22 protein-coding genes are annotated in these 24,735 nt (G+C 49.0%); 21 read left to right on the top strand and 1 reads right to left on the bottom strand.

The genetic code is table 11. From position 1 onward, the window contains the following. Positions 1-23: 23 nt before the first annotated feature. The 16 genes from ACWA50_RS01345 (at position 24) to rnhB (ending at position 17,476) form a co-directional block, all read left to right on the top strand. Positions 24-1,913, top strand: coding sequence for a SurA N-terminal domain-containing protein (locus ACWA50_RS01345; RefSeq protein WP_431053549.1), 1,890 nt, complete (start codon positions 24-26; stop codon positions 1,911-1,913). Positions 1,914-2,273: 360 nt separating this feature from the next. Beyond that, positions 2,274-3,023: a 30S ribosomal protein S2 gene (gene rpsB / locus ACWA50_RS01340; protein ID WP_431053548.1), complete on the top strand. Its 750-nt coding sequence runs from the start codon at positions 2,274-2,276 to the stop codon at positions 3,021-3,023. A 135-nt stretch (positions 3,024-3,158) separates the two neighbouring features. Further along, positions 3,159-4,007, top strand: coding sequence for a translation elongation factor Ts (gene tsf, locus ACWA50_RS01335; protein ID WP_431053547.1), 849 nt, complete (start codon positions 3,159-3,161; stop codon positions 4,005-4,007). 121 nt (positions 4,008-4,128) lie between these two features. After that, positions 4,129-4,854: a UMP kinase gene (pyrH, locus tag ACWA50_RS01330; RefSeq protein ID WP_431053546.1), complete on the top strand. Its 726-nt coding sequence runs from the start codon at positions 4,129-4,131 to the stop codon at positions 4,852-4,854. 67 nt (positions 4,855-4,921) lie between these two features. After that, positions 4,922-5,479 (top strand): ribosome recycling factor, encoded by a 558-nt coding sequence (gene frr, locus ACWA50_RS01325; protein ID WP_431053545.1) that lies wholly within the window; start codon positions 4,922-4,924, stop codon positions 5,477-5,479. A 384-nt stretch (positions 5,480-5,863) separates the two neighbouring features. Further along, the gene (gene ispC / locus ACWA50_RS01320; protein WP_431053544.1) at positions 5,864-7,060 is read left to right on the top strand and encodes a 1-deoxy-D-xylulose-5-phosphate reductoisomerase; all 1,197 of its coding nucleotides are present in this window, start codon (positions 5,864-5,866) and stop codon (positions 7,058-7,060) included. An 85-nt stretch (positions 7,061-7,145) separates the two neighbouring features. Beyond that, positions 7,146-7,874, top strand: a complete 729-nt coding sequence (gene uppS / locus ACWA50_RS01315) for a polyprenyl diphosphate synthase (protein ID WP_431053543.1) — start codon at positions 7,146-7,148, stop codon at positions 7,872-7,874. Positions 7,875-7,910: 36 nt separating this feature from the next. Continuing rightward, positions 7,911-8,780 carry a phosphatidate cytidylyltransferase gene (locus tag ACWA50_RS01310; protein WP_431053542.1) on the top strand — a complete coding sequence of 290 codons (870 nt, stop codon included), beginning with the start codon at positions 7,911-7,913 and terminating at the stop codon, positions 8,778-8,780. Between the two features lie 12 nt (positions 8,781-8,792). After that, the gene (gene rseP / locus ACWA50_RS01305) at positions 8,793-10,145 is read left to right on the top strand and encodes a sigma E protease regulator RseP (protein ID WP_431053541.1); all 1,353 of its coding nucleotides are present in this window, start codon (positions 8,793-8,795) and stop codon (positions 10,143-10,145) included. A gap of 32 nt (positions 10,146-10,177) precedes the next feature. Next, positions 10,178-12,589, top strand: coding sequence for an outer membrane protein assembly factor BamA (gene bamA / locus ACWA50_RS01300; RefSeq protein WP_431053540.1), 2,412 nt, complete (start codon positions 10,178-10,180; stop codon positions 12,587-12,589). Positions 12,590-12,672: 83 nt separating this feature from the next. Beyond that, positions 12,673-13,200, top strand: a complete 528-nt coding sequence (locus tag ACWA50_RS01295; RefSeq protein WP_431053539.1) for an OmpH family outer membrane protein — start codon at positions 12,673-12,675, stop codon at positions 13,198-13,200. An 11-nt stretch (positions 13,201-13,211) separates the two neighbouring features. Beyond that, positions 13,212-14,240: a UDP-3-O-(3-hydroxymyristoyl)glucosamine N-acyltransferase gene (gene lpxD / locus ACWA50_RS01290; protein ID WP_431053538.1), complete on the top strand. Its 1,029-nt coding sequence runs from the start codon at positions 13,212-13,214 to the stop codon at positions 14,238-14,240. A gap of 141 nt (positions 14,241-14,381) precedes the next feature. Next, positions 14,382-14,792 (top strand): 3-hydroxyacyl-ACP dehydratase FabZ, encoded by a 411-nt coding sequence (gene fabZ / locus ACWA50_RS01285; protein WP_132966435.1) that lies wholly within the window; start codon positions 14,382-14,384, stop codon positions 14,790-14,792. Positions 14,793-14,818: 26 nt separating this feature from the next. Continuing rightward, positions 14,819-15,607 carry an acyl-ACP--UDP-N-acetylglucosamine O-acyltransferase gene (lpxA, locus tag ACWA50_RS01280; protein WP_431053536.1) on the top strand — a complete coding sequence of 263 codons (789 nt, stop codon included), beginning with the start codon at positions 14,819-14,821 and terminating at the stop codon, positions 15,605-15,607. A 116-nt stretch (positions 15,608-15,723) separates the two neighbouring features. Beyond that, positions 15,724-16,896, top strand: coding sequence for a lipid-A-disaccharide synthase (lpxB, locus tag ACWA50_RS01275; protein ID WP_431053535.1), 1,173 nt, complete (start codon positions 15,724-15,726; stop codon positions 16,894-16,896). Beyond that, positions 16,883-17,476, top strand: a complete 594-nt coding sequence (gene rnhB, locus ACWA50_RS01270; RefSeq protein ID WP_431053534.1) for a ribonuclease HII — start codon at positions 16,883-16,885, stop codon at positions 17,474-17,476. Before lpxB ends, rnhB begins: the two co-directional genes overlap by 14 nt. Before the next feature lie 139 nt (positions 17,477-17,615). On the opposite strand, the gene ACWA50_RS01265 is transcribed toward rnhB, so the two are convergent. Then, entirely contained in the window at positions 17,616-18,830 is a 1,215-nt protein-coding gene (locus tag ACWA50_RS01265) for a pyridoxal phosphate-dependent aminotransferase (protein ID WP_431053533.1), read from the bottom strand. A gap of 164 nt (positions 18,831-18,994) precedes the next feature. Here ACWA50_RS01265 and ACWA50_RS01260 point away from each other — a divergent pair, with 164 nt between their 5' ends. From ACWA50_RS01260 to menC, 5 genes are read left to right on the top strand one after another with little or no spacing between them, the layout of a single operon-like run. Beyond that, positions 18,995-20,308, top strand: a complete 1,314-nt coding sequence (locus ACWA50_RS01260; RefSeq protein WP_431053532.1) for an isochorismate synthase — start codon at positions 18,995-18,997, stop codon at positions 20,306-20,308. A gap of 2 nt (positions 20,309-20,310) precedes the next feature. Further along, positions 20,311-22,017 carry a 2-succinyl-5-enolpyruvyl-6-hydroxy-3-cyclohexene-1-carboxylic-acid synthase gene (gene menD / locus ACWA50_RS01255; protein ID WP_431053531.1) on the top strand — a complete coding sequence of 569 codons (1,707 nt, stop codon included), beginning with the start codon at positions 20,311-20,313 and terminating at the stop codon, positions 22,015-22,017. Continuing rightward, positions 22,007-22,768, top strand: coding sequence for a 2-succinyl-6-hydroxy-2,4-cyclohexadiene-1-carboxylate synthase (menH, locus tag ACWA50_RS01250; RefSeq protein ID WP_431053530.1), 762 nt, complete (start codon positions 22,007-22,009; stop codon positions 22,766-22,768). Before menD ends, menH begins: the two co-directional genes overlap by 11 nt. A 28-nt stretch (positions 22,769-22,796) precedes the next feature. Then, positions 22,797-23,654: a 1,4-dihydroxy-2-naphthoyl-CoA synthase gene (gene menB, locus ACWA50_RS01245; protein ID WP_431053529.1), complete on the top strand. Its 858-nt coding sequence runs from the start codon at positions 22,797-22,799 to the stop codon at positions 23,652-23,654. A gap of 25 nt (positions 23,655-23,679) precedes the next feature. Beyond that, a complete protein-coding gene (gene menC, locus ACWA50_RS01240; protein ID WP_431053528.1) occupies positions 23,680-24,672 on the top strand; it encodes an o-succinylbenzoate synthase in 993 nt (330 codons plus the stop codon). Positions 24,673-24,735: the final 63 nt, after the last annotated feature.

Genomic DNA, 24,735 nt, shown 5'->3' with positions numbered 1-24,735 from the left:
GTTTAGCGACAGGAAAATACATTATGATGGAAAAACTGAGCGGCGGCGTAGGCGGCTGGTTATGGAAAATCATTTTCGGTTTAATTGCGATTTCGTTTGTGCTGGGCGGCGTGGGCACTTATTTAGGTTCGACGGTGAATAACGCGGCGGCAACGGTAAACGGCGAAGAAATTAGCCAGCAAACCTTTCAAAATGCCTATCAGCAACAAAACAGCCAATTCAGCCAAGAGATGGGCTCGCAATTTGCCTTGTTGATGGATTCGCCGGAATTTGAAACTAATTTCAGACGGGATGTGCTCAACGGCTTGATCGATGAAGCCCTGTTGGGACAATATTTGCAATCACTCGGTTTAGCGGTCAGCGATGAACAGATCAAGCGTGCGATTGTCAGCAGTCCGAACTTCCAAAAAGACGGCAAATTCGACAACGAAACCTATCAAAACTTCTTGCATTTTAACCGCATTAGTTCTGACTATTATGCGCAAACCTTGCGTGCGACCATTGCGATGCAACAGTTGCAAAACGGTATATTAGGTTCGGAAACCTTGAGCGAAGAACAGCTGAATCAAATGATTAAACAAATCTTCCAACAACGTGAAGTGCGGTTAACCGCTTTTCCTCTGGCGACGGAAGCGGCAAAACAACAGGTTAGCGAGCAAGAGATTGAACAGTATTATAATGCCAACAAAGCGGCATTTATGGTGCCGGAGTTGGTGAAAGTGGAATATATCGACATCGCGCGCCCTGACGTGGAAAAAAATATTCACGTCGGCGACGTCGAAGTGGCGCAATATTACCAAGACAATAAAGCCCAGTTTAGCGGACGCGGAAGCCAACATTTGGCGCATATCCAAGTTGCCGATCAAGCCTTGGCGCAAGATCTGGCACGGCAATTGCAAAACGGTGCGGATTTCGCCGATTTGGCAAAACAGTATTCGCAGGATAAATTATCGGCGGTCAATGGCGGCGATCTGAGTTGGGCAAATGACGGTTCATTCCCGGAAGCGTTCGAACAAGCGGCGTATGCCACCGAGATTGGCAATGTGAGCCAGCCGGTTAATGTCGATGGCGCTTACCATTTGATTAAAGTGTTAGAGCGGCGCCAAGGCGAAACCTTGCCGCTGGAACAAGTGAAAAGTCAAATTGTGGATACCATCCGCAATGAACTGACTTCGAGCGCGTTCTTCCGTTTGGAAAAACAAGCGGCGGAAAAAGCGTTTGAGAACCAATCTTCGTTGGTAGATGTGGAAAGTGCGGTCGGCAAGAAAGCGCAGCAGACCGATTATTTTTCGCGTCAAGACGTGCCGACCGCACTTAACTTCTCCAATGTGGTGTACAACATTTTCGATACCGATTTATTGCAAGGGGGCATGAATTCGGAAGCGATCAATGTCGGCGATCAGCATTCGGTGATTATACGTGTGATCGATCATAAAGCCGCAGGTACTAAAACCTTGGAAGAAGCTAAAGCCGATATTGAAACCTTGCTGAAACGGCAAAAAGCCGAAAATGTGTTGTTAACGCAAGTGAAAGCCTTGGCGGAACAATTCAACCAAGCGGAAAACAAACAAAATGTGAGTTTGCCGAACGGTATCAGTTTGGCAAGCAATGCGGAAACCGTTGTCTATGCTTCAATGCAAGATCCGCAATTACGCGAGGGCATTTTCTCGATGACAACCGCCGACGGCAAAGCGACGTATAAAGCGGTGCAGGACGGCAAAGGCGATGTCTATCTGGCGGAGTTAGTCAAAGTCAGCGACGGTGTGGCGGAAAACAATCAACAACGTGCGTTAGCGGCAAGTTATTTACAAGCCAAACAGCTGCAAACCTACAACAGTTTGATTCAATCATTGCGCAACCAAGCCGACATTGATATCAATCAGGACTTTATCCAACAGCGCGATCAGTTTTAAAAACCGCACTTTACAACATCAATCCCCGCTTTTTAGTGGGGATTGATGTTGCTGACAAACTTACTTCTCTCCCTCCGCGTGCGGAGGGAGGGAAATTATTCGAGAAAGAGACTTTGTTATCAGCCTGAATTCCCGCTTGTTAACGGGGATTTTTTCCAACAGACTTGCGCATTGTTGCGCTAATTCACTGGTAATTTCCGGTTGATTATGGTATAAAATGCGCCGTTATTCCGAACAGTCGGAATGGCATTATGATTAACTAAGACTTCACACACATATCATACACTGTCAGTCGGGGTGCCAAACGGTCGATGCGACAGGATATGTGGAGGCTAAACCCCAATTATATAAGGAATTATTATGGCACAAGTTTCAATGCGCGATATGCTGCAAGCAGGCGTACATTTCGGTCACCAAACCCGTTACTGGAATCCAAAAATGAAATCTTACATTTTCGGACCACGCAACGGCGTTCATATCATCAACTTGGAAAAAACCGTTCCGATGTTCAACGAAGCCTTGGTTGAGTTGACTCGCATTGCGGGCAACAACGGTAAAGTATTGTTTGTCGGTACCAAACGTGCGGCAACTGAAGCGGTAAAAGAAGCGGCATTAAGCTGTAACCAATACTTTGTAAACCACCGCTGGTTAGGTGGTATGCTGACTAACTGGAAAACCGTTCGTCAGTCAATCAAACGTTTAAAAGATTTGGAAGCGCAATCTCAAGACGGCACTTTTGAAAAATTAACCAAAAAAGAAGCGTTAATGCGTGCGCGTGAAATGGAAAAACTGGAATTAAGTTTAGGCGGAATCAAAAATATGTCCGGTTTGCCGGATGCGATTTTTGTTATCGCTGCCGATCACGAACACATTGCAATCAAAGAAGCCAACAACTTGGGTATTCCGGTATTTGCGGTTGTGGATACCAACACTAACCCGGATGGCGTGGATTACATTATCCCGGGTAACGATGATGCGGCGCGTGCGATTCAATTATACTTGAGCGCGGCAGCGGCGGCGGTCAACGAAGGTCGTGCGCAGTCTAACCCAACCGTAACAGAAGAAAGCTTTGTCGAAGCGGAAGCAGCCGTAGAAGCAGCAGCTGAATAATGTTATCGGTAATAAGGCTGTTTGCCCTTATTAACCACACAAATTAATTGGTTAGCAGGGGGCTTTATGTTCCCTGCTTTTTTATTCAAAGTGCGCTTGTTTTACAATAGGTTGCACGGACAAGAGGATTAAAAAATGGCTGATATTACAGCGGCATTGGTAAAAGAACTGCGTGAGCGTACCGGCGCAGGTATGATGGAATGTAAAAAAGCCTTGGTTGAAACCAATGGCGACATCGAATTAGCAATCGATAACATGCGTAAATCCGGTCAGGCGAAAGCGGCGAAAAAAGCCGGTCGTGTCGCGGCGGAAGGCGTTATCTTGGCGCGTGTCGACGGCGGTTACGGTGTGTTGGTTGAAATGAACTGCGAAACGGACTTCGTTGCCAAAGATGCCGGTTTCTTGGCATTGGCAAATAAAGTTGCCGACGCTGCATTGGCTGGCAAAATCACCGATGTCGACGTGTTGAAAGCGCAATTTGAAGAAGAGCGCGCGACACTGGTTGCGAAAATCGGTGAGAACATGAATATCCGCCGTGTGGCTGCCATCGGCGGCGATGTGGTTGGTTCTTACTTGCACGGTGCGAAAATCGGCGTATTGGTTGCGGCAACTAACGCAAACGAAGAATTGGTTAAACAAATCGCAATGCACGTTGCGGCAAGCCGTCCTGAATTCGTGAAACCGGAAGATGTATCTGCCGACGTTGTGGCTAAAGAGCGCGAAATCCAAGTGGCTATCGCCATGGAATCCGGTAAACCGCGTGAAATCGCAGAAAAAATGGTCGAAGGTCGTATGAAGAAATTCACCGGCGAAGTTTCTCTGACCGGTCAACCGTTTGTGATGGATCCGTCTAAATCTGTCGGCGAATTGTTGAAAGAAAAAGGTGCTGACGTTTCCGGCTTTATCCGTTTTGAAGTGGGTGAAGGAATCGAGAAAGTCGAAACCGACTTTGCTGCTGAAGTCGCAGCGATGCAAAAAGTATAATCAATCGAAAAGGCGAGGTAACTCGCCTTTTTAATGAATGTTATTCAGTCAAAAATGGTTATTAAATTATTGTACAATACGATAATTTCATCAGCATTTTAAACACAGCGAGGAACAGAAAATGAGCAAGCAACCGGCATATAAACGTGTGTTATTAAAATTAAGCGGTGAAGCCCTGCAAGGTGACGAAGGCTTCGGAATTGATGCGTCGGTGTTAGATCGCATGGCGTTGGAAATCAAAGAGCTGGTTGAGTTAGATGTACAAGTTGCTTTAGTTATCGGTGGCGGTAACTTATTCCGTGGCGCAAAACTGGCAAAAGCCGGTATGAACCGTGTGGTCGGCGACCATATGGGGATGTTGGCGACGGTGATGAACGGTTTGGCAATGCGTGATTCGCTGCACCGTGCCGATATCAATGCCAAGCTGATGTCGGCATTCCCGTTGAACGGCGTGTGTGATACCTATAGCTGGGCACAGGCGATCCGCTTGTTAAACCAAGGGCAGGTGGTGATTTTCTCCGCCGGTACCGGCAATCCGTTTTTTACCACCGATTCCGCCGCTTGTTTGCGTGGGATTGAAATCGAAGCGGATGCGGTGCTGAAAGCGACCAAGGTGGACGGTGTGTATGATTGTGATCCGGCAAAAAATCCCGATGCCAATTTATACCGCACTTTGAGCTATCAAGACGTGTTGGAAAAAGAGTTGCAAGTGATGGATTTGGCGGCGTTCACCCTCGCACGGGATCACAATATGCCGATCCGCGTGTTCAATATGAATAAACCGGGCGCGTTAAAACGCGTGATTCTAGGCGAGCCGGAAGGCACGTTAATTTGCCACGAATCTTGATTTGTCGGGCAGAATAGGTTAAAAATAGCCGTTTACGGAACATTGATAAAAAAGAAAGGAAAACAGCGTGATTAACGAAATTAAACAAGATGCCGAACAACGCATGGAAAAAAGCATTGAAGCCTTCAAGAGCCAAATTTCCAAAATCAGAACCGGACGTGCGCACCCGAGCCTGTTAGACGGCATTCAGGTGGAATACTACGGTTCGGCCACGCCGTTGCGCCAGCTTGCCAACGTGGTGGCGGAAGATGCGCGCACCTTAGCGGTGAGCGTGTTTGACCGCTCTTTGATTCAAGCGGTGGAGAAAGCGATTCTGACTTCGGATTTAGGTTTGAATCCGTCTTCCGCAGGTACGACTATTCGCGTGCCGTTGCCGCCATTGACCGAAGAACGCCGTCGTGATTTGACCAAAATCGTGCGCGGTGAAGCCGAGCAGGCGAAAGTGGCGGTGCGTAATATTCGCCGCGATGCCAATGATCAAATTAAGGCGTTGTTGAAAGACAAAGAGATCAGCGAAGATGATGAGCGCAAAGCACAGGACGTAATTCAAAAACTGACCGATGCCTATGTGAAGAAAGTCGATGAGGCGTTGGCAGAAAAAGAAAAAGAGCTGATGGAATTTTAATTCGGTTTAAGGCTTAATTTTCATCAAAGTGCGGTTGTCATAGGCTTGATAACCGCACTTTTGGTTTTGGCTATTTCTCAAACGATGGTATTTTGCTATCGTATTTCGCCGATGGCGACTTACTTTTCTTTGCTCGTGCAAAGAAAAGATAAGCAAAAGAAACACGCCCCTATTGTGCTGCTAATCCTCGCTTAGTGTGAATTTGCTTAACGGAAAATTTTTAATTCGCCCGCGTTGCGGGCAGACTCGCTTCGCTCAAACAAAAAAATTTCCCTACAAATTTCACACACGCTCGGGCAGCTCAGAAGGGGAAAATAAATGCAACGTTTTCAGCAACTAATCGATATGATTAGACTGCGACTATTTAATTCAATACGGTGATCTATGCAACAAAATATTGTGATTCTTGGTTCGACCGGTTCGATCGGTAAAAGCACGTTGTCGGTGATTGAACACAATCCTGAAAAATACCGCGCGTTTGCGTTGGTTGGCGGGCGCAATGCCGAGCTGATGGCACGGCAATGCCATGAATTTCAACCGCACTTTGCCGTGATGGCGGATAACGCCGCGGCGAAGCAGCTTAAACAGTGGTTAAGCGAAAGTGCGGTCAAAACAGAAGTGTTGAGCGGCGAGCAGGCGATTTGTGAAATTGCGGCACACCCTGAGGTGGACAGCGTGATGGCGGCGATTGTCGGTGCGGCAGGATTGCGTTCGACTTTGGCGGCAATTCAAGCCGGCAAGCGCGTGTTGCTGGCGAATAAAGAATCGTTGGTCACCTGCGGACAACTGTTTATTGATGAAGTGGCGAAATCAGGCGCAACCTTATTGCCGGTCGATAGCGAACATAACGCCATTTTCCAAGCCTTGCCACAGATTGAACAGCAACGGATCGGGCATTGCCGATTGCACGCAAGCGGTATTGATCGCATTATTCTGACCGGTTCGGGCGGGCCGTTTCGCCATACCGCACTTGCCGATTTTGCCGCGATCACGCCGGCGCAAGCGGTGGCGCACCCGAATTGGTCGATGGGGCATAAAATTTCGGTCGACTCCGCCACCATGATGAACAAAGGCTTGGAATATATCGAAGCCCGTTGGTTGTTTAACGCTTCCGCCGAGCAGATGGAAATTATTATCCATCCGCAGTCGATTATTCATTCGATGGTGCGTTACCGCGACGGCAGTGTGCTGGCTCAAATGGGCAACCCCGATATGCGCACCCCGATTGCACACAGCATGGCGTATCCTGACCGCACTTTTGCCGGCGTTGCGCCGTTAGATTTCTTTAAAATCAAAGAATTAACCTTTATCGAGCCGGATTATCAGCGTTATCCCAACTTAAAACTGGCAATCGACGGCTTTGCCGCCGGACAATATGCCACCACTGCGATGAATGCCGCCAACGAAATTGCGGTTGCGGCATTTTTGCAAGGGAAAATCCGTTTTAGCGAGATCGAGCGTGTTAATCGGCAAACGGTGGAACAATTTCCGGCTTCCGCAATCAAACAGATAGAGGATGTGTTTGACATCGATCGTCAGGCGCGTCGCTCGGCACAACAGTTGGTTCGGGAATTGATTTAACTTTTTTAGTTATTTCCGGCTTGTGATATAGTGAGTCGATTATTTTTAACGAGCTATTTTTAGCGGATCATTGACAGATAACAACATGAACGAAACGCCAAACTCAGTACAGTCGGCTAATTTGCCAAAACACGTTGCCATTATTATGGACGGCAACGGACGTTGGGCGAAAGAAAAGGGCAAATTGCGCCTGGTCGGGCATAGAAACGGGGTTAAGGCGGTGCGCAAAAGCGTCTCTTTTGCCGCGCGGCAAGGCATTCAATCACTGACGTTATATGCGTTCAGCAGCGAAAATTGGAACAGACCGCAAAGCGAAGTCAATGGTTTGATGGAGCTGTTTATGTTGGCGTTGAAACGGGAAGTCGGCAAGCTGCATAAAAATAACATCAAGTTGCAGATTTTGGGCGATGTCAGCCAATTCGGTGCGTCGTTACGGAAAAAAATTGCCGAAGCGCAAGCATTGACAGCCGATAACAGCGGTATGATTTTGAATATCGCCGCCAATTACGGCGGGCAGTGGGATATTGTGCAAGCGGCACAAGCGTTGGCGCAACAGGTCAAGTGCGGTCAATTGCAACCGGAACAGATTACGCCGAGTGTATTTGAGCAACAGTTGGTGACGGCGCAGCAGTCGCCGGTCGATTTGTTGATCCGCACCAGTGGCGAACAGCGAATCAGTAATTTCTTACTCTGGCAGGCGGCGTATGCCGAACTGTATTTTACCCCGGTGTTGTGGCCGGATTTTGACGAAGCGGAATTTGCCAAAGCCTTGAACGCCTTTCAACAGCGTGAGCGGCGCTTTGGCGGCAGTTGATTAAGAAACAATAGAACAGAAAAAGAGGATATTTGCGTGTTGAAACAGCGTATTTTATCGGCAGTCATTTTATTGGCATTGGTGATGGTCGCCTTGTTATGGTTTTCCCCTTATGCCTTTGCCTTAACCGTCGCGGCGATTGTGGTGTTGGGTGTGTGGGAATGGTGTCAATTTGCCAAACATAATAATGACATCTGGCGTTGGCTGATTACCGCACTTGCTGCTTGCGGTTTGTTTGTGGTGATTTTTTCCGCCCGCTACCAAATTAATGCCGGGATTATTTTAACCGCCAATACCGCATGGTTGTTGCTCGCTGCGTTAGTCTGGTGGGCGGTGGCATTTCTCCTCGTTGTCAGCTATCCCAACGCCAGCCAATATTGGCAGAAACCGCGTTTGTTACAGCTGATTTTCGGCTTTTTCACGCTAATGCCGTTCTTACTGGCGCTGTTGGCTTTGCGTTTGTACCATTATAACCAAAATCCGTATGAAGGCTTATTGCTGTTGCTGTATGTTTTAGTGTTGGTGTGGAGCACCGATACCGGTGCCTATTTTTGCGGCAAAGCCTTTGGCAAACATAAACTTGCGCCGAAAGTCTCGCCGGGCAAAACCTGGCAGGGAGCGATTGGCGGCGTGTTGACCGCACTTGTGGTCGGGGTGCTGTTTGTGCAATTGTCACCGGCGGATTTTGTGCTACGTGAACTTTCGTTGCCGCTGTTATTGGCGATCTCATTCGGCACGGTGGCGGTCTCGATTTTGGGCGATTTAACCGAAAGCATGTTTAAACGCCAAGCCGGAATCAAAGACAGCAGCCAGCTGATTCCGGGGCATGGCGGTGTGCTCGATCGGATTGACAGCCTGACCGCGGCACTGCCGTTTTTCTGTGCGCTGTTTTATTTTTGTCTATAAGGAAAAGTCTTGATGACATCATTGTGGTATCTGTTTGCGTTTTTGATTGCGATCAGCGTCTTGGTGTTTGTGCATGAGTACGGGCATTTTTGGGCGGCGCGTAAGTGCGGAATCAAGGTGTTGCGTTTTTCTATCGGTTTCGGCAAAGTGCTGTGGAGTAAAACCGATAAGCACGGTACGGAATTTGCTTTTTCGCTGATTCCGCTCGGCGGTTATGTCAAAATGCTCGACAGCAAGGCCGACGATGTGCCGCCGCAATTGAGCGCGCAAGATTACGGCAGCAAATCAGTGGCGCAGCGGGCGTTTGTGATCGCTGCCGGGCCACTGGCGAATTTCTTGTTTGCCATTGCCGTCTATTGGGTGATCTATTTGGTTGGCGTGCCGACAGTCAAGCCGGTGATCGGTTATGTCGAGCCGGATTCGATAGCAGCTAAAGCCGGTTTAGCGCCAAATATGCAAATCTTGGCAGTGGACGGCAAAGCGGTGCAGGACTGGACGAATGTCAATATGTTGCTGACCACCAAAGTCGGCACAAGTGCGGTCGAATTACGTGTTGCCGAATTTGGGCAACCGCAGCAGGCGGCACAACAGAAACGCCTGGATTTAACCGCATGGCAATACGAACCGCAGCAGCAAACCGCCTTTACCGCACTTGGCATCGTGCCGAAAAGCGGCGAAGTGAAGCTGATCGTCTCGAAAGTCAGTGAAAACTCACCGGCGCAGTTGGCGGGTTTGCAAGTCGGCGATCAGATTTTACAGGTTAACGGACAGGAAATCGCTTGGCGCGAATTGGTTGCTTTAATCCAAAGCAGTTTAGCACGCCCACTTGAATTTTTAATTGAACGGGCACCAAACCAAGCGCCGATTTTGTTGTCTATTACTCCGAGGGCAAATAAAGAAGGTCGTGCCGTGATCGGTTTCTCGCCGACTTTTGAGCCGTTGCCGCAAGAGTACCGCACCGAATTAAAATATGATATTCTAACCGCCTTGCAACAAGGATTTGAAAAAACGTTAGAATTAAGCACGGTGCTGATTAAGCTTTTAGGCAAATTACTCAGCGGCGATATTTCGTTGAGCAATATCGGCGGTCCGATTTCGATTGCGCAAGGCGCGGGGATTTCGCTGGACAGCGGTTTGGTTTATTACCTCGGTTTTATGGCATTGATTAGCGTAAACCTCGGGATTATGAATTTGTTTCCGTTGCCGGTGTTGGACGGCGGGCGTCTGCTGTTTTTGGCGGCTGAAGCGGTGCGCGGCCGTCCGCTGAGTGATCGGGTCATAGATTCGTTTTTCCGAATCGGCGCCGCACTACTGTTGGCGTTGACGCTTTTTGCGGTCTTTAATGATATTATACGTTTTATTTAATTTTACAGAGCTTATTGAACAGGAAAACCACCATGAAAAAACTTCTAATGACCGGTTTGCTTCTAAGTAGCGGCGGCGTATTGGCAGCGCCTTTTACCGTACAGGATATCCGTGTTGAAGGCACCGATCCGGTAACCGCCAATAATATTATCGCAGGGCTGCCGGTTAAAGTCGGACAACGTGCAACGGATCAGGATCTTTCCCAGATTGTCCGCAGTCTGTTTTTACGTGGTGGTTATGAAAATGTGGAGGCGCTGCGTGAGGGCAATGCTTTGGTATTGCGGATCCAAGCCCGTCCTTATATCAGCTCGTTGGACATTGAAGGCAACAAACAGATCCCGAAAGATGCGTTGGAAAGCAATTTGCGTGAGAATGGCATTGCCAAAGGCGAAATTTTGGAGCGTGACAAACTTGCCTCTTTCCGTCAGGAGCTGCTGAATTATTATCATTCCGTCGGTTATCCGAATGCGGAAGTCAATACGGTGGTCGATGATTTGGGACAAGGGCGTGCCGCACTGAAATTAGAAATCAAAGAAAATGATGCGGCGTTGGTCAAAGCGATTAATTTTAACGGTAATAATGACTTCAGTGACAGTAAATTATTGGATCAAATTGAAATTCAGCCGGATGTCTCTTGGTGGAACATTTTTTCCAGCAGCCGTTTTTCCGAACCGAAATACCAAAAAGACTTAACCGCTTTGCGTGATTTCTACCTGAACCAAGGCTATGCCAAATTCAGAATCGTGGATAGCGACGTGCAATACAGCGATGATAAAAAAGACATCACGCTTAATTTGACGCTGGACGAAGGCGAAAAATATACCATTAATGATGTGCGGATTATCGGTGATACCGCCGGTATGAGTGCGGATTTAAACCGGTTGCTAGTGAATATTAAGCGCGGCGAGCAATTCCGCGGCAATACGGTCAGAACCATTGAAGACGGCATTAAAAACACGTTAGGTGCGCGTGGCTATGCCAACCCGCAAATTAATATTCAGCCGGAATTTAATGATGCGGAACATACCGTTGATTTGATCGTGGTGGTGGATGCCGGTCGCCGTTATTATGTCCGCTCGGTGCGTTTTGAAGGCAACGATGTCAGCGCCGATTCTACTTTACGCCAAGAAATGCGCCAGCAGGAAGGGACTTGGTTGTCCACCGCGCTAATCGAGCAAGGCAAATACCGTTTGGAAAGAACCGGTTTTTATGAAACCGTGGAAACCGAAACCTTGGCGGTACCGGGGGTCGATGACCAACTGGATGTGTTATATAAAGTCAAAGAACGCAATACCGGCAGCATTAACTTCGGGATCGGTTTTGGTTCCGAGAGCGGTCTCAGTTATCAAGCCAGTGTGAAGCAAGACAACTTCTTGGGCATGGGGTCATCAGTCAGCTTGTCCGGGGTGAAAAACAAATATGCGACCAGTATCAATTTAGGCTATAACGAACCGTACTTCACCCGTGACGGCGTGAGTCTGGGCGGCAATGTTTTCTATGATACCTATGACTATAAAAACAGTGATACCACCGCGTCTTATGCGCGTACCAGTTATGGAATCAACGGTACGCTGGGCTTCCCGGTCAATGAAAACAATTCCTACTATTTAGGCGTTGGCTATGTGCACAATAAACTGAAAAACATGTATCCGGAATATAACCGTGCGCGTTATTTGCGTTCGATGGGCGTTGATGATTGGAAAATCAAGAGCGATGATTTTGAATTTAGCTTCGGTTGGAATTATAGCAGCCTGAACCGCGGTTTCTTACCGACCAGCGGTAGCCGCGCCAGTATCGGCGGGAAAGTGACCATTCCGGGATCGGATAACAAATATTATAAATTGAGTGCCGATTTCTCAACTTACCAACCGTTAAACTATGATCAAACTTGGGTTTTATCCGGCCGGGCAAGCCTGTCTTATGCCAACGGTTTTGGCGGTAAGAAATTACCGTTCTACCAAAATTACAGCGCCGGTGGTATCGGCAGCCTGCGTGGTTTTGCTTACGGTGCGGTCGGACCGCGTGCGATTTATAATACCCGGCCTGGCGCGGCGGTTAATGCGCCGGCCAGCAGTTATGACAATATCAACTATGATGTCGTCGGTGGTAATGCAATGGCGACCGCCAGTGTCGAATTGATTATGCCAACGCCGTTCGTCAGTGATAAAAACCAGAACTCGGTCAGAACATCGTTGTTTGTTGACGCAGCCAGTGTATGGAATACCGAGTGGAACAAAGATAAAGCCAAATTATTTACCCAAGGCAATGTGCCGCAACGTATTGTCGATTATAGTGATCCGAGCCGGGTACGGGCTTCTGCCGGGTTGGCGTTCCAATGGAACTCGCCAATCGGACCATTGGTATTCTCGTATGCCAAACCGCTCAAAAAATATGACGGCGATGAAATCGAACAATTCCAGTTCAGTATTGGCGGTAGTTTCTAAGCAGTAAATTAACTGGCAAATTTAGATAAATCGGCGGAGTATTCCGGTATTCCGCCAACATTAATCAATTAAGGATATCTCTCATGAAAAAAGCATTAAAAATCGCAGGTCTTTCTTTGGCATTGGCGTTCACTTCTTCTTTGGCAACGGCAGCGGAAAATATCGCCTTTATCAATTCAGCGTATTTGTTCCAAAATCACCCGGATCGTGATGCGGCGGCGGCGAAAATCGATGCGGAGCTGAAAGAGCCGGCAGAAAAATTACAAGCCAGTGAAAAAGCGATTGTGGCGAAAATCGAAGCGTTGCAAAAAGAAGCACCGAAATTGCGTGCTGCCGACATTCAAAAACGCGAAGATGAAATCAATAAAATGCGTGACGCTTATCAAAAACAAGCGGAAGAATTGCAAATCAAAAATGATGAATTGCAATATCAAGAGCGTGCCAAATTATTGGCGGGCATTCAAACCGCGACCAATGAAATCGCCGCCAAAGCCAATTACAGCTATGTGATCGATGCCAATGCCGTCGTTTATGCCGCGGCCGGTAAAGATATTACCGAAGAAGTGTTAAGAGCAATTAAACCGGCGGCTGCCGCTGAAGCCAAAAAATAATCCGGAGATTTATGGCACAGTACCTATTACAACAACTCGCCGCGCATGTCGGCGGGGAATTGCGCGGCAACCCTGAAAGTGCGGTAGAGAGTATCGCCGCCTTGAATAAAGCCGAGCCGAATCAGCTGAGTTTTATCTCAAATGCGAAATTTCGTGAGTTATTGGCAGATTCCAAAGCAGGCTGTCTATTGGTCAGCGCGCAGGACGTTGCTTTTTGTCATGCCGACAGTAATCTGATTATTGTCAAAGATCCTTATACCGCTTATGCCTTGATTGCGCAGCTAATGGACGCTACGCCGCGGGCGGCTAGCGGGATTAGCCAAAGTGCGGTAGTCTCGGCTTCGGCAGTGTTGGGCAAAAATGTGGCAATCGGTGCGCATGCCGTGATTGAGGATGGGGTCGAATTAGGCGATAATGTCGTGATCGGTGCAGGCTGCTTTATTGGTAAAAACAGTAAAATCGGTGCCGGTACCCAGCTGTGGGCGAATGTAACAATCTATCATGAAGTGGAAATCGGACAGGATTGTTTGATTCAGTCTTCCGCCGTTATCGGCAGCGACGGCTTCGGTTATGCCAATGATAAAGGCAAATGGATTAAAATTCCGCAGCGCGGGCAAGTGATTATCGGCAACCGGGTTGAAATCGGCGCCTGTACTTGTATCGATCGCGGCGCATTAGATGCCACGGTGATCGAAGATAATGTGATTATCGACAACCTGTGTCAAATCGCGCATAACGTGCACATCGGCACCGGAACGGCGGTTGCCGGCGGTGTGATTATGGCGGGCAGTTTGACCGTGGGGAAATACTGTTTAATCGGCGGTGCCAGCGTACTGAATGGACATATGGAAATTTGCGACGGGGTGACGGTGACCGGCATGGGCATGGTTATGCGCCCGATTACCGAACCGGGGGTTTATTCTTCCGGCATTCCGTTGCAAACCAATAAAGAGTGGCGTAAAACGGCGGCATTAACCATGAATATCAGTGAAATGAACCGGCGTTTAAAAGCATTGGAACGAAATCAAGGCAAATCATAAGCGATAACACAACATAATTTTGCCGTCCGTCGTTTGTGACGGCATGGGTACAATACTAAGGGAACTAAAATCGTGACAACTGAAAACAATCAAACCGATTCGCAGGCTAAAGAAGCGAAAATTGTCGATATTAATGAAATCATGCAGTTATTACCGCACCGCTATCCGTTTTTATTAGTGGATAGAGTGATTGATTTTGAGGAAGGCAAATGGCTGAAAGCCGTGAAGAATGTCACGGTCAATGAGCCTTGTTTTACCGGGCACTTTCCACAGAAACCGATTTTTCCGGGCGTATTGATTTTGGAAGCGATGGCACAGGCGACCGGCGTATTGGCATTCAAAACCCTTGAATTACCGAAAGACGAACTGTTTTATTTCGCCGCAATTGACAATGCCCGTTTCAAACGCCCGGTCGAGCCGGGTGATCAAATGATTTTGGAAGTGCACTTTATCAAAGAACGCCGTGGCGTCACCCGTTTTACCGGGGTCGCAACAGTAGACGGAAAAGTGGTGTGCGAAGCGGAATTGATGTGCGCGCGTCGTCCGATGTAAATTTATCAGCCTAAGTAGGATCGAAGATGATTAATCCAAGTGCGAAAATTCATAGCTCGGCTATTGTCGAAGAAGGCGCCAAAATCGGTGCCGATGTTATTGTAGGTCCTTTTTGTATTATCGGGGCGGATGTTGAAATCGGTGATCGTAGCGTGTTGCACTCCCACGTGGTGGTGCGCGGACACACCAAAATCGGGCGTGACAATCAGATATTCCAATTTGCCAGCATTGGCGAAGTGAATCAGGACTTGAAATATGCCGGAGAACCGACCAAAACCATTATCGGCGATCGTAATCGTATTCGCGAAAGCGTGACCATTCATCGCGGCACCGTGCAAGGCGGCGGGGTCACCCGTGTCGGCGATGACAATTTACTGATGATCAATACCCACATCGCCCACGATTGCCAAATTAAGAACCGTTGCATTTTGGCCAACAACGCCACGCTGGCGGGGCATGTTGAACTGGATGATTTTGTGATTGTCGGCGGCATGTCGGCAATTCACCAATTTGTGGTGATCGGCGCACACGTGATGTTAGGCGGTGGTTCGATGGTCAGTCAAGATGTGCCGCCGTATGTGATGGCACAAGGCAACCATGCACAGCCGTTCGGTGTCAATTTGGAAGGCTTGAAACGCCGTGGCTTCGATAAACCGGCAATGCACGCGATCCGTAATGTATATAAGCTGATCTATCGTAGCGGGAAAACGTTGGAAGAAGTCATTCCTGAAATTGAACGGATTGCCGAAACCGAAGCGGCAGTGAGCTTCTTCCTGTCGTTCTTTAAACGTTCGACCCGAGGGATTATTCGTTAGCCGAGGGTAAGGCATGGCGTCTGCTTACGCATTAACGTTCCCCGCGGGGGCTTAACAACCGATCATATAAACCGCACTTTGAGTTAAAGTGCGGTTATTTTTTAAGGAAAAAAACAATGCTGCCGGAAAAACACACACCATTGATTGCCTTAGTCGCCGGGGAGGTGTCGGGTGATATTCTCGGCGCAGGGTTAATCAAACAGCTGCGCCAAATTTATCCTAACGCCCGTTTTATAGGCATTGCCGGTGAGCAAATGAAAGCGCAAGGGGCGGAAAGCTATTTTGAGATGGAAGAGCTGGCGGTGATGGGCTTGGTGGAAGTGTTGAAACACCTGCCGCGTTTGCTGAAAATCCGTAAACAGTTGATTCAAAACCTCTTGGCGGCAAAACCGGATATTTTTATCGGCATTGACGCTCCGGATTTTAATCTCGGGGTGGAAAAAATCTTGAAGCAACACGGGATTAAAACCATTCATTATGTCAGCCCGTCGGTGTGGGCGTGGCGGCAAAGGCGGATTTTCAAAATCGCCAAAGCCACCAATTTGGTGCTGGCATTTTTACCGTTTGAAAAAGCCTTTTACGATCGCTTCAATGTGCCGTGCCGTTTTATCGGGCATACCATGGCGGACGCGATTCCCCTTGAAATCGACCATACACAAGCCTGCACACAGCTACAACTTGATCCAAGCCAGCGTTATTTGGCGATCTTGCCCGGCAGTCGTGGTTCGGAGTTGGAGTTTCTCAGCGAACCCTTTTTGCAAACCGCACTTTTACTTAAACAACGCTTTCCCGAGGTGCAATTTTTAGTGCCGCTGATTAACGCCAAACGCCGTGCGCAGTTTGAAAGCGTGAAACAACGCATTGCGCCAGAGTTGGAAATGCACTTGCTTGATGGACAGGCGCGATTAGCAATGCAAGCGGCGAGCGCAACCTTGCTCGCATCCGGCACGGCGGCGTTGGAGTGTATGCTGTGCAAATCGCCGATGGTGGTCGGTTATCGCATGAAACCACTGACTTATTGGCTGGCGCAACGTTTGGTGAAAACCAAGTATATTTCGCTACCGAATTTGTTGGCGGACGAGATGTTAGTGCCGGAGCTGATCCAAGACCAATGCAATCCGCAGCGTTTGACAGAGGAATTGGCGGTCTATTTTGACGATAGCGCAGCGGCACAACAGCGCACGTTGGCGTTAAAACAGCGGTTTGTCGAGTTACATCAACAAATCCGTTGTAATGCGGATCAACAAGCGGCACAAGCGGTGGTCGAGGTGTTAAATGGCACAGTTTGATTATCCGCAAAATGTCGGGTTGATCGCAGGCGTTGATGAAGTCGGGCGCGGACCGTTAATCGGTGCGGTGGTGACGGCGGCGGTGATTCTTGATCCGAATAAACCAATTGCCGGTTTAGCCGATTCGAAAAAATTATCCGAGAAAAAACGGCTGTTACTTGCCGAAGAAATCAAAGCTCATGCACTTGCTTGGGCGTTAGGCAGAGCCGAGCCGGAAGAGATCGATCAACTCAACATTCTACAAGCCAGCCTGCTTGCGATGCAAAGAGCGGTTGCGGCATTGCCGATCCAACCGCACTTTGTGTTGGTGGACGGCAACAAATTGCCAAAACTGGCAATGCCGACGCAAGCGGTGGTGAAGGGCGACAGTTTGGTGGCGGAGATCAGTGCCGCCTCGATTTTGGCAAAAGTAGCACGCGATCAGGAAATGGCAGCGTTGGATCAGCACTATCCGCATTATGGATTGGCACAACACAAAGGCTACCCGACCGCACTTCACCTTGAAAAACTGCAACAATATGGCGTTTTGCCGCAACACCGCAAAAGTTTTGCACCGGTGAGAAAACGGTTAGAGCAATAGATCTAAAGTAGGGGCGGATTGTATATCCGCCCGTTTACGAAGTGAGATATAAGCATTTAATCTATAATTGAAAAATGCAAAGTGCGGTTCGGGCGGATATACAATCCGCCCTTACTTTTCTCATTGAAATCAGCAGCATTTACTGCCGATAAGTACTCAAGAAGCGTTCGATTTTATTAATCGCATCTTCCAGTTGGGTGACATACGGCAGGGTGACGATGCGGAAGTGATCCGGTTGATGCCAGTTAAAACCGCGACCATGTACGATCAACACTTTTTCTTGGCGTAGCAGATCCAACACCATTTTTTCATCGTCATACAAATTGAATTTTTTCATATCCAATTTCGGGAACAGATAGAGTGCCCCCATCGGTTTGACGCAACTGACGCCCGGGATTTGGTTCAACATCTCATAGGCGAGATTACGTTGTTCCAGTAAGCGTCCGTTCGGTAAAATCAACTCATTAATGCTTTGATAACCGCCAAGTGCGGTTTGGATCGCATGTTGCATTGGCACGTTGGCACACAAGCGCATGGAAGCCATCATATCCAGCCCTTCGATATAACCCTTCGCCTTATCTTTCGGACCGTTTAAGATCATCCAGCCTTGGCGGAAGCCGCAACTGCGATAGGCTTTGGATAAGCTGTTAATGGTAATGGTCAATAAATCCGGCGCCAGGGCGGCGATATGGTGGTGTACCGCACCGTCGTAGAGAATTTTGTCATACACTTCGTCGGCAAAAATCAGCAAGTTGTGTTGGCGCGCCACTTCGGCGATGTCTAACAACACCGCTTTGCTATACACCGCACCGGTCGGGTTGTTCGGGTTAATCAACACAATCGCTTTGGTGCGCGAAGTCACTTTGCTTTTAATATCGTCGATATCCGGAAACCAATCCGCTTGTTCATCACAGAGATAATGCACCGCTTTACCGCCGGACAGGGTCACCGCCGCCGTCCACAGCGGATAATCCGGCATTGGCACCAGCACTTCGTCGCCGTCGTTCAGCAATGCCTGCATTGACATGGTGATCAATTCCGAACCGCCGTTGCCGATATAAACGTCGTTTACGGTTGTCTCTTTCACGCCTTTTGATTGGTAATATTGCACCACCGCTTTGCGTGCGGAGTACAGACCTTTCGATTCGCAATAACCTTGTGCGGTCGGCAGGTTGCGGATAATATCGACCAGCACTTCGTCCGGTGCGTCAAAGCCGAACGGTGCGGTGTTGCCGATATTCAGTTTTAAAATTTTGTGCCCTTCTTCTTCCAAGCGCACCGCTTCTTTGTGCACTTTGCCGCGAATGTCGTAACAGACGTGTTCCAATTTATCGGATTTCGGAAATATATCCATGTTGAACCTTTGATTTCAATAGCTGAATAGTGAATTTGTTTACTCTACGCCGATTTGCGAAAAATGAAAAGATTTCGGTCAATATTTCTTTTAAAGTGCGGTAGAATTACTGTTTTCGAGCTTGATAAGGCGGCTCGTTTTAAATGAAAAGGTCATTGAAGATAATGGACTGTTGGCAACAGCTAAAACAACAATTATTACAACGGTTGAACAATCACCACTTTACCTCCGCGGGATTAACGCAGTACCGCTTTTGTCTCCGCTTATCCCCGACTGACGGTAATCTGTTAGCGTGGTTGAAAGGGCAAACGCAGTATCCGCGCTTTTTTTGGCAGGCGCGCGGCGAGCAACGCCAAGCGGTTGCGCTTGGGCAAGTGCAAGCATTTAATCAGCTTGCGGCGGCACAGCAGTTTTTAACACAGCATTCGGAGCTGCCGTTACAGTTGGTCGGCGGCTTAACCTTCGAGGGGGACGCGCACTTTTATTTGCCGCGTTTATCTTTGCAACTTGAGGGCGAACAGCTGCAAATCACGTTGACCCTGACGGAAAAGGATACGCCAAGTGCGGTACGGGATTTTATTCACCGCTTGGATTCCGCCCGGCCGCTGCAAGCGATCAGCGCGCAGCTCAGTCTCAGCGAGCAAAGTTATAGCCAAGACCAATGGCAGGATCTGGTCGCACAATCGCTCTGTTATATCGAACAAGGGCGGTTTACCAAAGTGGTGTTGGCGCAACAAAAACAGTATCAGTTGAGCGAAAGCGTTGATCCGTGCGATTTATTGGCGCAAGCGTGCGCGCAGCAGGCGGATTGTTACTACTTTTTATGGGCGCAATCGCCGCAAGCCGCTTTCTTGGGGGTCAGCCCCGAACGGTTGTATCAACGGCAACAGCAGCAATTATCCACCGAAGCCTTAGCCGGAACGGCAGAGAGCGGCGGCGATCAGCAGCAAAATCGGCAACAGCAGCAATGGCTGTTACAAGACGGCAAAAATATTCATGAAAACTGGTTAGTGGTGGAAGATATTTGCGCCAAGTTGTCCAATTTAAGCCGGCATTTGGATATTGACCAGTTAAGCAGTCGCCGTTTGAATTATGTACAACATTTGGTGCGCAATATCGGCGCAAAATTGCACGCCGAGGTGAATGATCAGGCCTGTTTAAGTGCGATCCACCCGAGTGCGGCGGTCGGCGGCTTACCGTCGGCGGCGGCATTGGCATTTATCGCCGAACGGCAAAATTTCAAGCGTAACTGGTATGCCGGGACGCTCGGGCTGATGTCGTTGGCGCAGAGCGAATTTTGCGTGGCAATTCGCTCCGCTTTATTGACCAAAGACGTGCAGAATCAAGATAAAATTGCGATTTTCGCCGGCGCAGGTATTGTTGCCGGTTCTGTTCCCTTGCTAGAATGGCAAGAAATCGAAAGAAAAGCCGCCGGAATTCTCTCCCTGTTTCCGGCACAAGCAAGAGGTGAAAAATAAAAATGGCAAGTGCGGTTTTAAATCGCTGTTGGGCGAGAGTGGTATTAGAAAGTCTGGTACGAAATGGCGTGCAGCATATTTGCATTGCGCCCGGTTCGCGTTCCACGCCATTGACCTTGGAAGCGGTGCGTTTGGAAGACGGACAGCGCGTCACCTGCCACACCCATTTTGACGAACGGGGTTTAGGCTTTTTGGCGTTGGGTTTGGCGAAAGCGAGCAATGCGCCGGTGGCGGTTATCGTCACTTCCGGCACGGCCGCCGCCAATCTCTATCCGGCGATTATCGAAGCCACGCAAAGCGGACATAACCTGATTGTGCTGACCGCCGACCGCCCGCCGGAATTGATTGATTGCGGCGCTAATCAAGCGATTCGGCAGCAAGGGCTGTTTGCCGATTACCCGATTGCCAGCATTAATTTTCCGCGTCCGAGCGAAGATTATTCGATGGCATGGCTACTCAGCCGTATCGATCAGGCTTGTCAGCAACAGCGCCTTAATCATGGCGTGTTACATTTTAACCTGCCGTTTGCCGAGCCGCTCTATCTTGCCGATGAGAATGAAATTCAGCATTTCCCGGCGTTAGTCGAATTTAACCGTTGGGCGAGTAAAAAGCCGCGCTGGATTGAGTATGCCGAACAGCAAAGCGAGGTGTTAATCCATGAAAATTGGGATTATTGGCGCACCAAGCAAGGCGTGATTGTGGTCGGCAAGTTACCGCCGGAGCAAAGCATGGGCATTTCCGCTTGGGCGGCAACCATGGGCTGGATTATGATTACCGACATTCAATCCGGCTTGGAGGCGTCGTTGCCGTATGCCGATATTTGGCTGGCGAATGAAACCGTACAACAAAAATTATTGCGGGCGGAAATCGTGCTGCAATTCGGCAGTCAGATTATCAGCAAGCGCGTCAATCGCTTCCTCGAACAGTTTAAGGGCGAATATTGGCTGATCGAAGCCTCAACTAAAAATCTCGATCCCTATCATCATCAACACACCCGTTTTAATGTGAAGGTTCATCACTGGCTGCGTGCACACCCACCGTTACGCCAACGCCCGTGGTTGCTTGAGCCGCTGGCATTATCGCAATTTTGCGCCTCGTTTATCGAACAGCAAATCGGCGGCAATTTAAATGAAGCCTCGCTGGCGCACCATGTCAGCCGCGTGTTGCCAAGCAACGGCTCGCTGTTTTTAGGCAACAGCCTGTTTGTACGTTTGGTCGATGGCTTGTGCAAATTGCCGGAAGGTTATCCGGTCTATACCAACCGCGGTGCCAGCGGCATTGACGGCTTATTGGCAACGGCGGCAGGAGTTGCGATTGGCACGAACCAGCCGTTAGTGGCGATGATTGGTGATATTTCCACGTTATATGATCTCAACTCGCTTGTCTTATTTAAACAGGTGACACAGCCGACAATCCTGTTTGTGATTAACAATAACGGCGGGGCGATTTTTGATATGTTGCCGGTTGAGGCACAGGTCAAAGAGCAATTTTACCGTATGGGACACGGTTTGGATTTTTCACAGGCAGCGGCGATGTTCGGCATTAATTACAGCCGTCCTTACACTTGGGCGGATTTGACCTCGGTGCTGAAGCAGGCCTACGGACGCAAAGAAGCCACCGTGATTGAGATCAAAGCCAATCCGAACGACGGCAGCAATATTTATAAATCGCTGATCGAACAAATTGCCGGAGCGGCGATTGGCGGTTAAGCGCGACAATAAGCCGTGCCTGGTGTTTTTGCACGGCTTATTAGGCGATCGCCATGATTGGCACGCGGTGATTGAACGCTTACCGCACTTTCGCTGTGTCAGTTTGGATTTGCCGCTGCACGGTGCGGAAAAACAGACTAACGTCGCCGGTTTTCAACAAACTTGCGCTTATCTGGCGCAAAAAATACAAAGTGCGGTCGGCAATGAACCCTATTGGTTGGTCGGCTATTCCCTCGGCGGACGGCTTGCGTTGTACTATGCTTTACACTGTGCGTTGCAGGCAAATCGACAACGTGGCAACTTGCAAGGAGTGATTGTCGAGGGCGCAAATCTTGGGTTGAACAGCGAAGCGGAGCTGCAAGCACGCTGGTTGAGCGATCAGGCGTGGGCGCAACGCTTTGCGACCGAATCGCCAAGTGCGGTATTAAATGCTTGGTATCAACAGGCGGTTTTTAGCCATTTGAATGCGGCGCAACGGCAAGCCTTAATCGAAAAACGCGCGCCGAATTGCGGTGACAATATTGCTAAAATGCTGTTGGCGACCTCACTGGCGAAACAACCGAATTTAACGGCTAAAGTGCGGTCGAGTAGGTTGCCGATTCATTTTTTCTGTGGCGAACGCGATCAAAAATTTCGTACTCAAGCGGAACATAACCAATTAGACTTAACCTTAATTAAACAGGCGGGGCATAATGCTCACCTAGAAAATCCCGATGATTTCGCGGCAAAACTGACCGCACTTTTGATTTAGCATACTATTGAGATAAAGAGGAAAAACAATGTTATACCCAACAGAAGAATTTTTATACGCGCCGGTCGAATGGCAAGATTGCAGCAACGGTTACAGCGACATTTTGTATCACAAATCCACCGATGGTATCGCCAAAATCACGATTAACCGCCCGGAAGTGCGTAATGCGTTCCGTCCGCAAACGGTAAAAGAGATGATTACCGCCTTTGCCGACGCGCGTTTTGATGAAAAAATCGGGGTGATCGTGCTGACCGGGCAAGGCGAAAAAGCGTTCTGCGCCGGCGGCGATCAAAAAGTGCGTGGCGATTACGGCGGTTATAAAGACGAAGCCGGTGTTCATCACTTGAACGTGTTGGATTTCCAACGCGATATCCGCAGCTGCCCGAAACCGGTGGTGGCGATGGTGGCAGGCTATGCGATTGGCGGCGGGCATGTATTGCATATGCTGTGCGATTTAACCATCGCCGCCGAAAATGCCATGTTCGGGCAAACCGGACCGAAAGTCGGTTCGTTCGACGGCGGTTGGGGCGCCTCGTATATGGCACGTATCGTCGGGCAGAAAAAAGCGCGTGAAATTTGGTTTTTATGCCGTCAGTACAATGCGCAAGAAGCGTTGGATATGGGCTTAGTCAACACCGTTGTGCCATACGCCGACCTTGAGAAAGAGACCGTGCGTTGGTGTCGTGAAATGTTACAAAACAGCCCGATTGCGTTACGTTGCCTCAAAGCCGCGTTAAATGCCGACTGCGACGGACAAGCCGGTTTACAAGAGCTTGCCGGCAACGCCACCATGCTGTTCTACATGACCGAAGAAGGGCAAGAAGGGCGTAATGCCTTCAACCAAAAACGCGAGCCGGACTTCAGCAAATTTAAGCGTAATCCGTAATCTGACCTAAAATAAAGGACGAACTATGACAACTCGCAGTTATCAGCTTTACCGTTATCGTATTCCGGTTGATGCGCAGGTGGTATTGCGTAACCGTTTTTTGAAACAGCGGGAAGGCTTGTTGGTGCAGGTGAAGTGCGGTGTGCACGAAGGTTGGGGCGAGATTGCACCGTTGCCGGAATTCAGCCAAGAAACCTTGGAGCAGGCACAGGCGCAGACCGCACTTTGGTTGCGGCAATGGGACGAAGCGCGCAGCCGTAATCAAAAACTGCCGCTAGACGGCTTATATCCATCGGTGGCGTTCGGCTTAAGTTGTGCGTTGGCAGAGATGAAAGGCGAGTTGGGCGAGTCGGGCAATTATCAAGCCGCACCGCTATGTTACGGCGACCCCGACGAGTTGTACGAGCAACTGGAACAAATGCCGGGTGAAAAGGTGGCGAAAGTCAAAGTCGGTTTGTATGAAGCCAATCGTGACGGTTTGATTGCCGATATGCTGCTCGAAGCCGTACCGGATCTCAAATTGCGTCTTGATGCTAACCGCGCTTGGACGCCGGCAAAGGCGCAGCAGTTTGCTAAATACGTCAAAGCGGAACATCGCGCCCGAATTCAGTTTTTGGAAGAGCCGTGTAAAACCCAAGCGGAAAGCCGTCAATTTGCGGCTGAAACCGGGATTGCGATCGCGTGGGACGAAAGCGTGCGTGAAGCTGATTTTCAGGTCGTCGCCGAACCGCACTTGGCGGCGATCGTGATTAAACCGACCTTAGTCGGCTCATTGCAACGTTGTGTCGAACTGATTCGACAAGCGCAACAACAGGGGATTATGGCGGTGATCAGCTCCTCGATTGAATCCAGTTTCGGTTTGACGCAGTTGGCACGGATTGCGCAACAATATACGCCGACGGTGATTCCCGGTCTGGATACGTTGGATTTAATGGATTTCCAGTTGATCCGCCCTTGGCAAGGATCAACCCTGCCGTTGGTCGGTTTGGACAGCGAGTGGGTTGAAAAAATCGGATAAATAGCTATTATTAAAAAATTGTTATAATATGGCGATAGTCACCTTGTGAAATCATTTGCAAGG

The sequence above is a fragment of the Testudinibacter sp. P17/SS/0325 genome (genome assembly GCF_053570765.1).
Note: the sequence above shows the minus strand (reverse complement) of the source record. Positions and strands in the feature narration are given on the sequence as shown.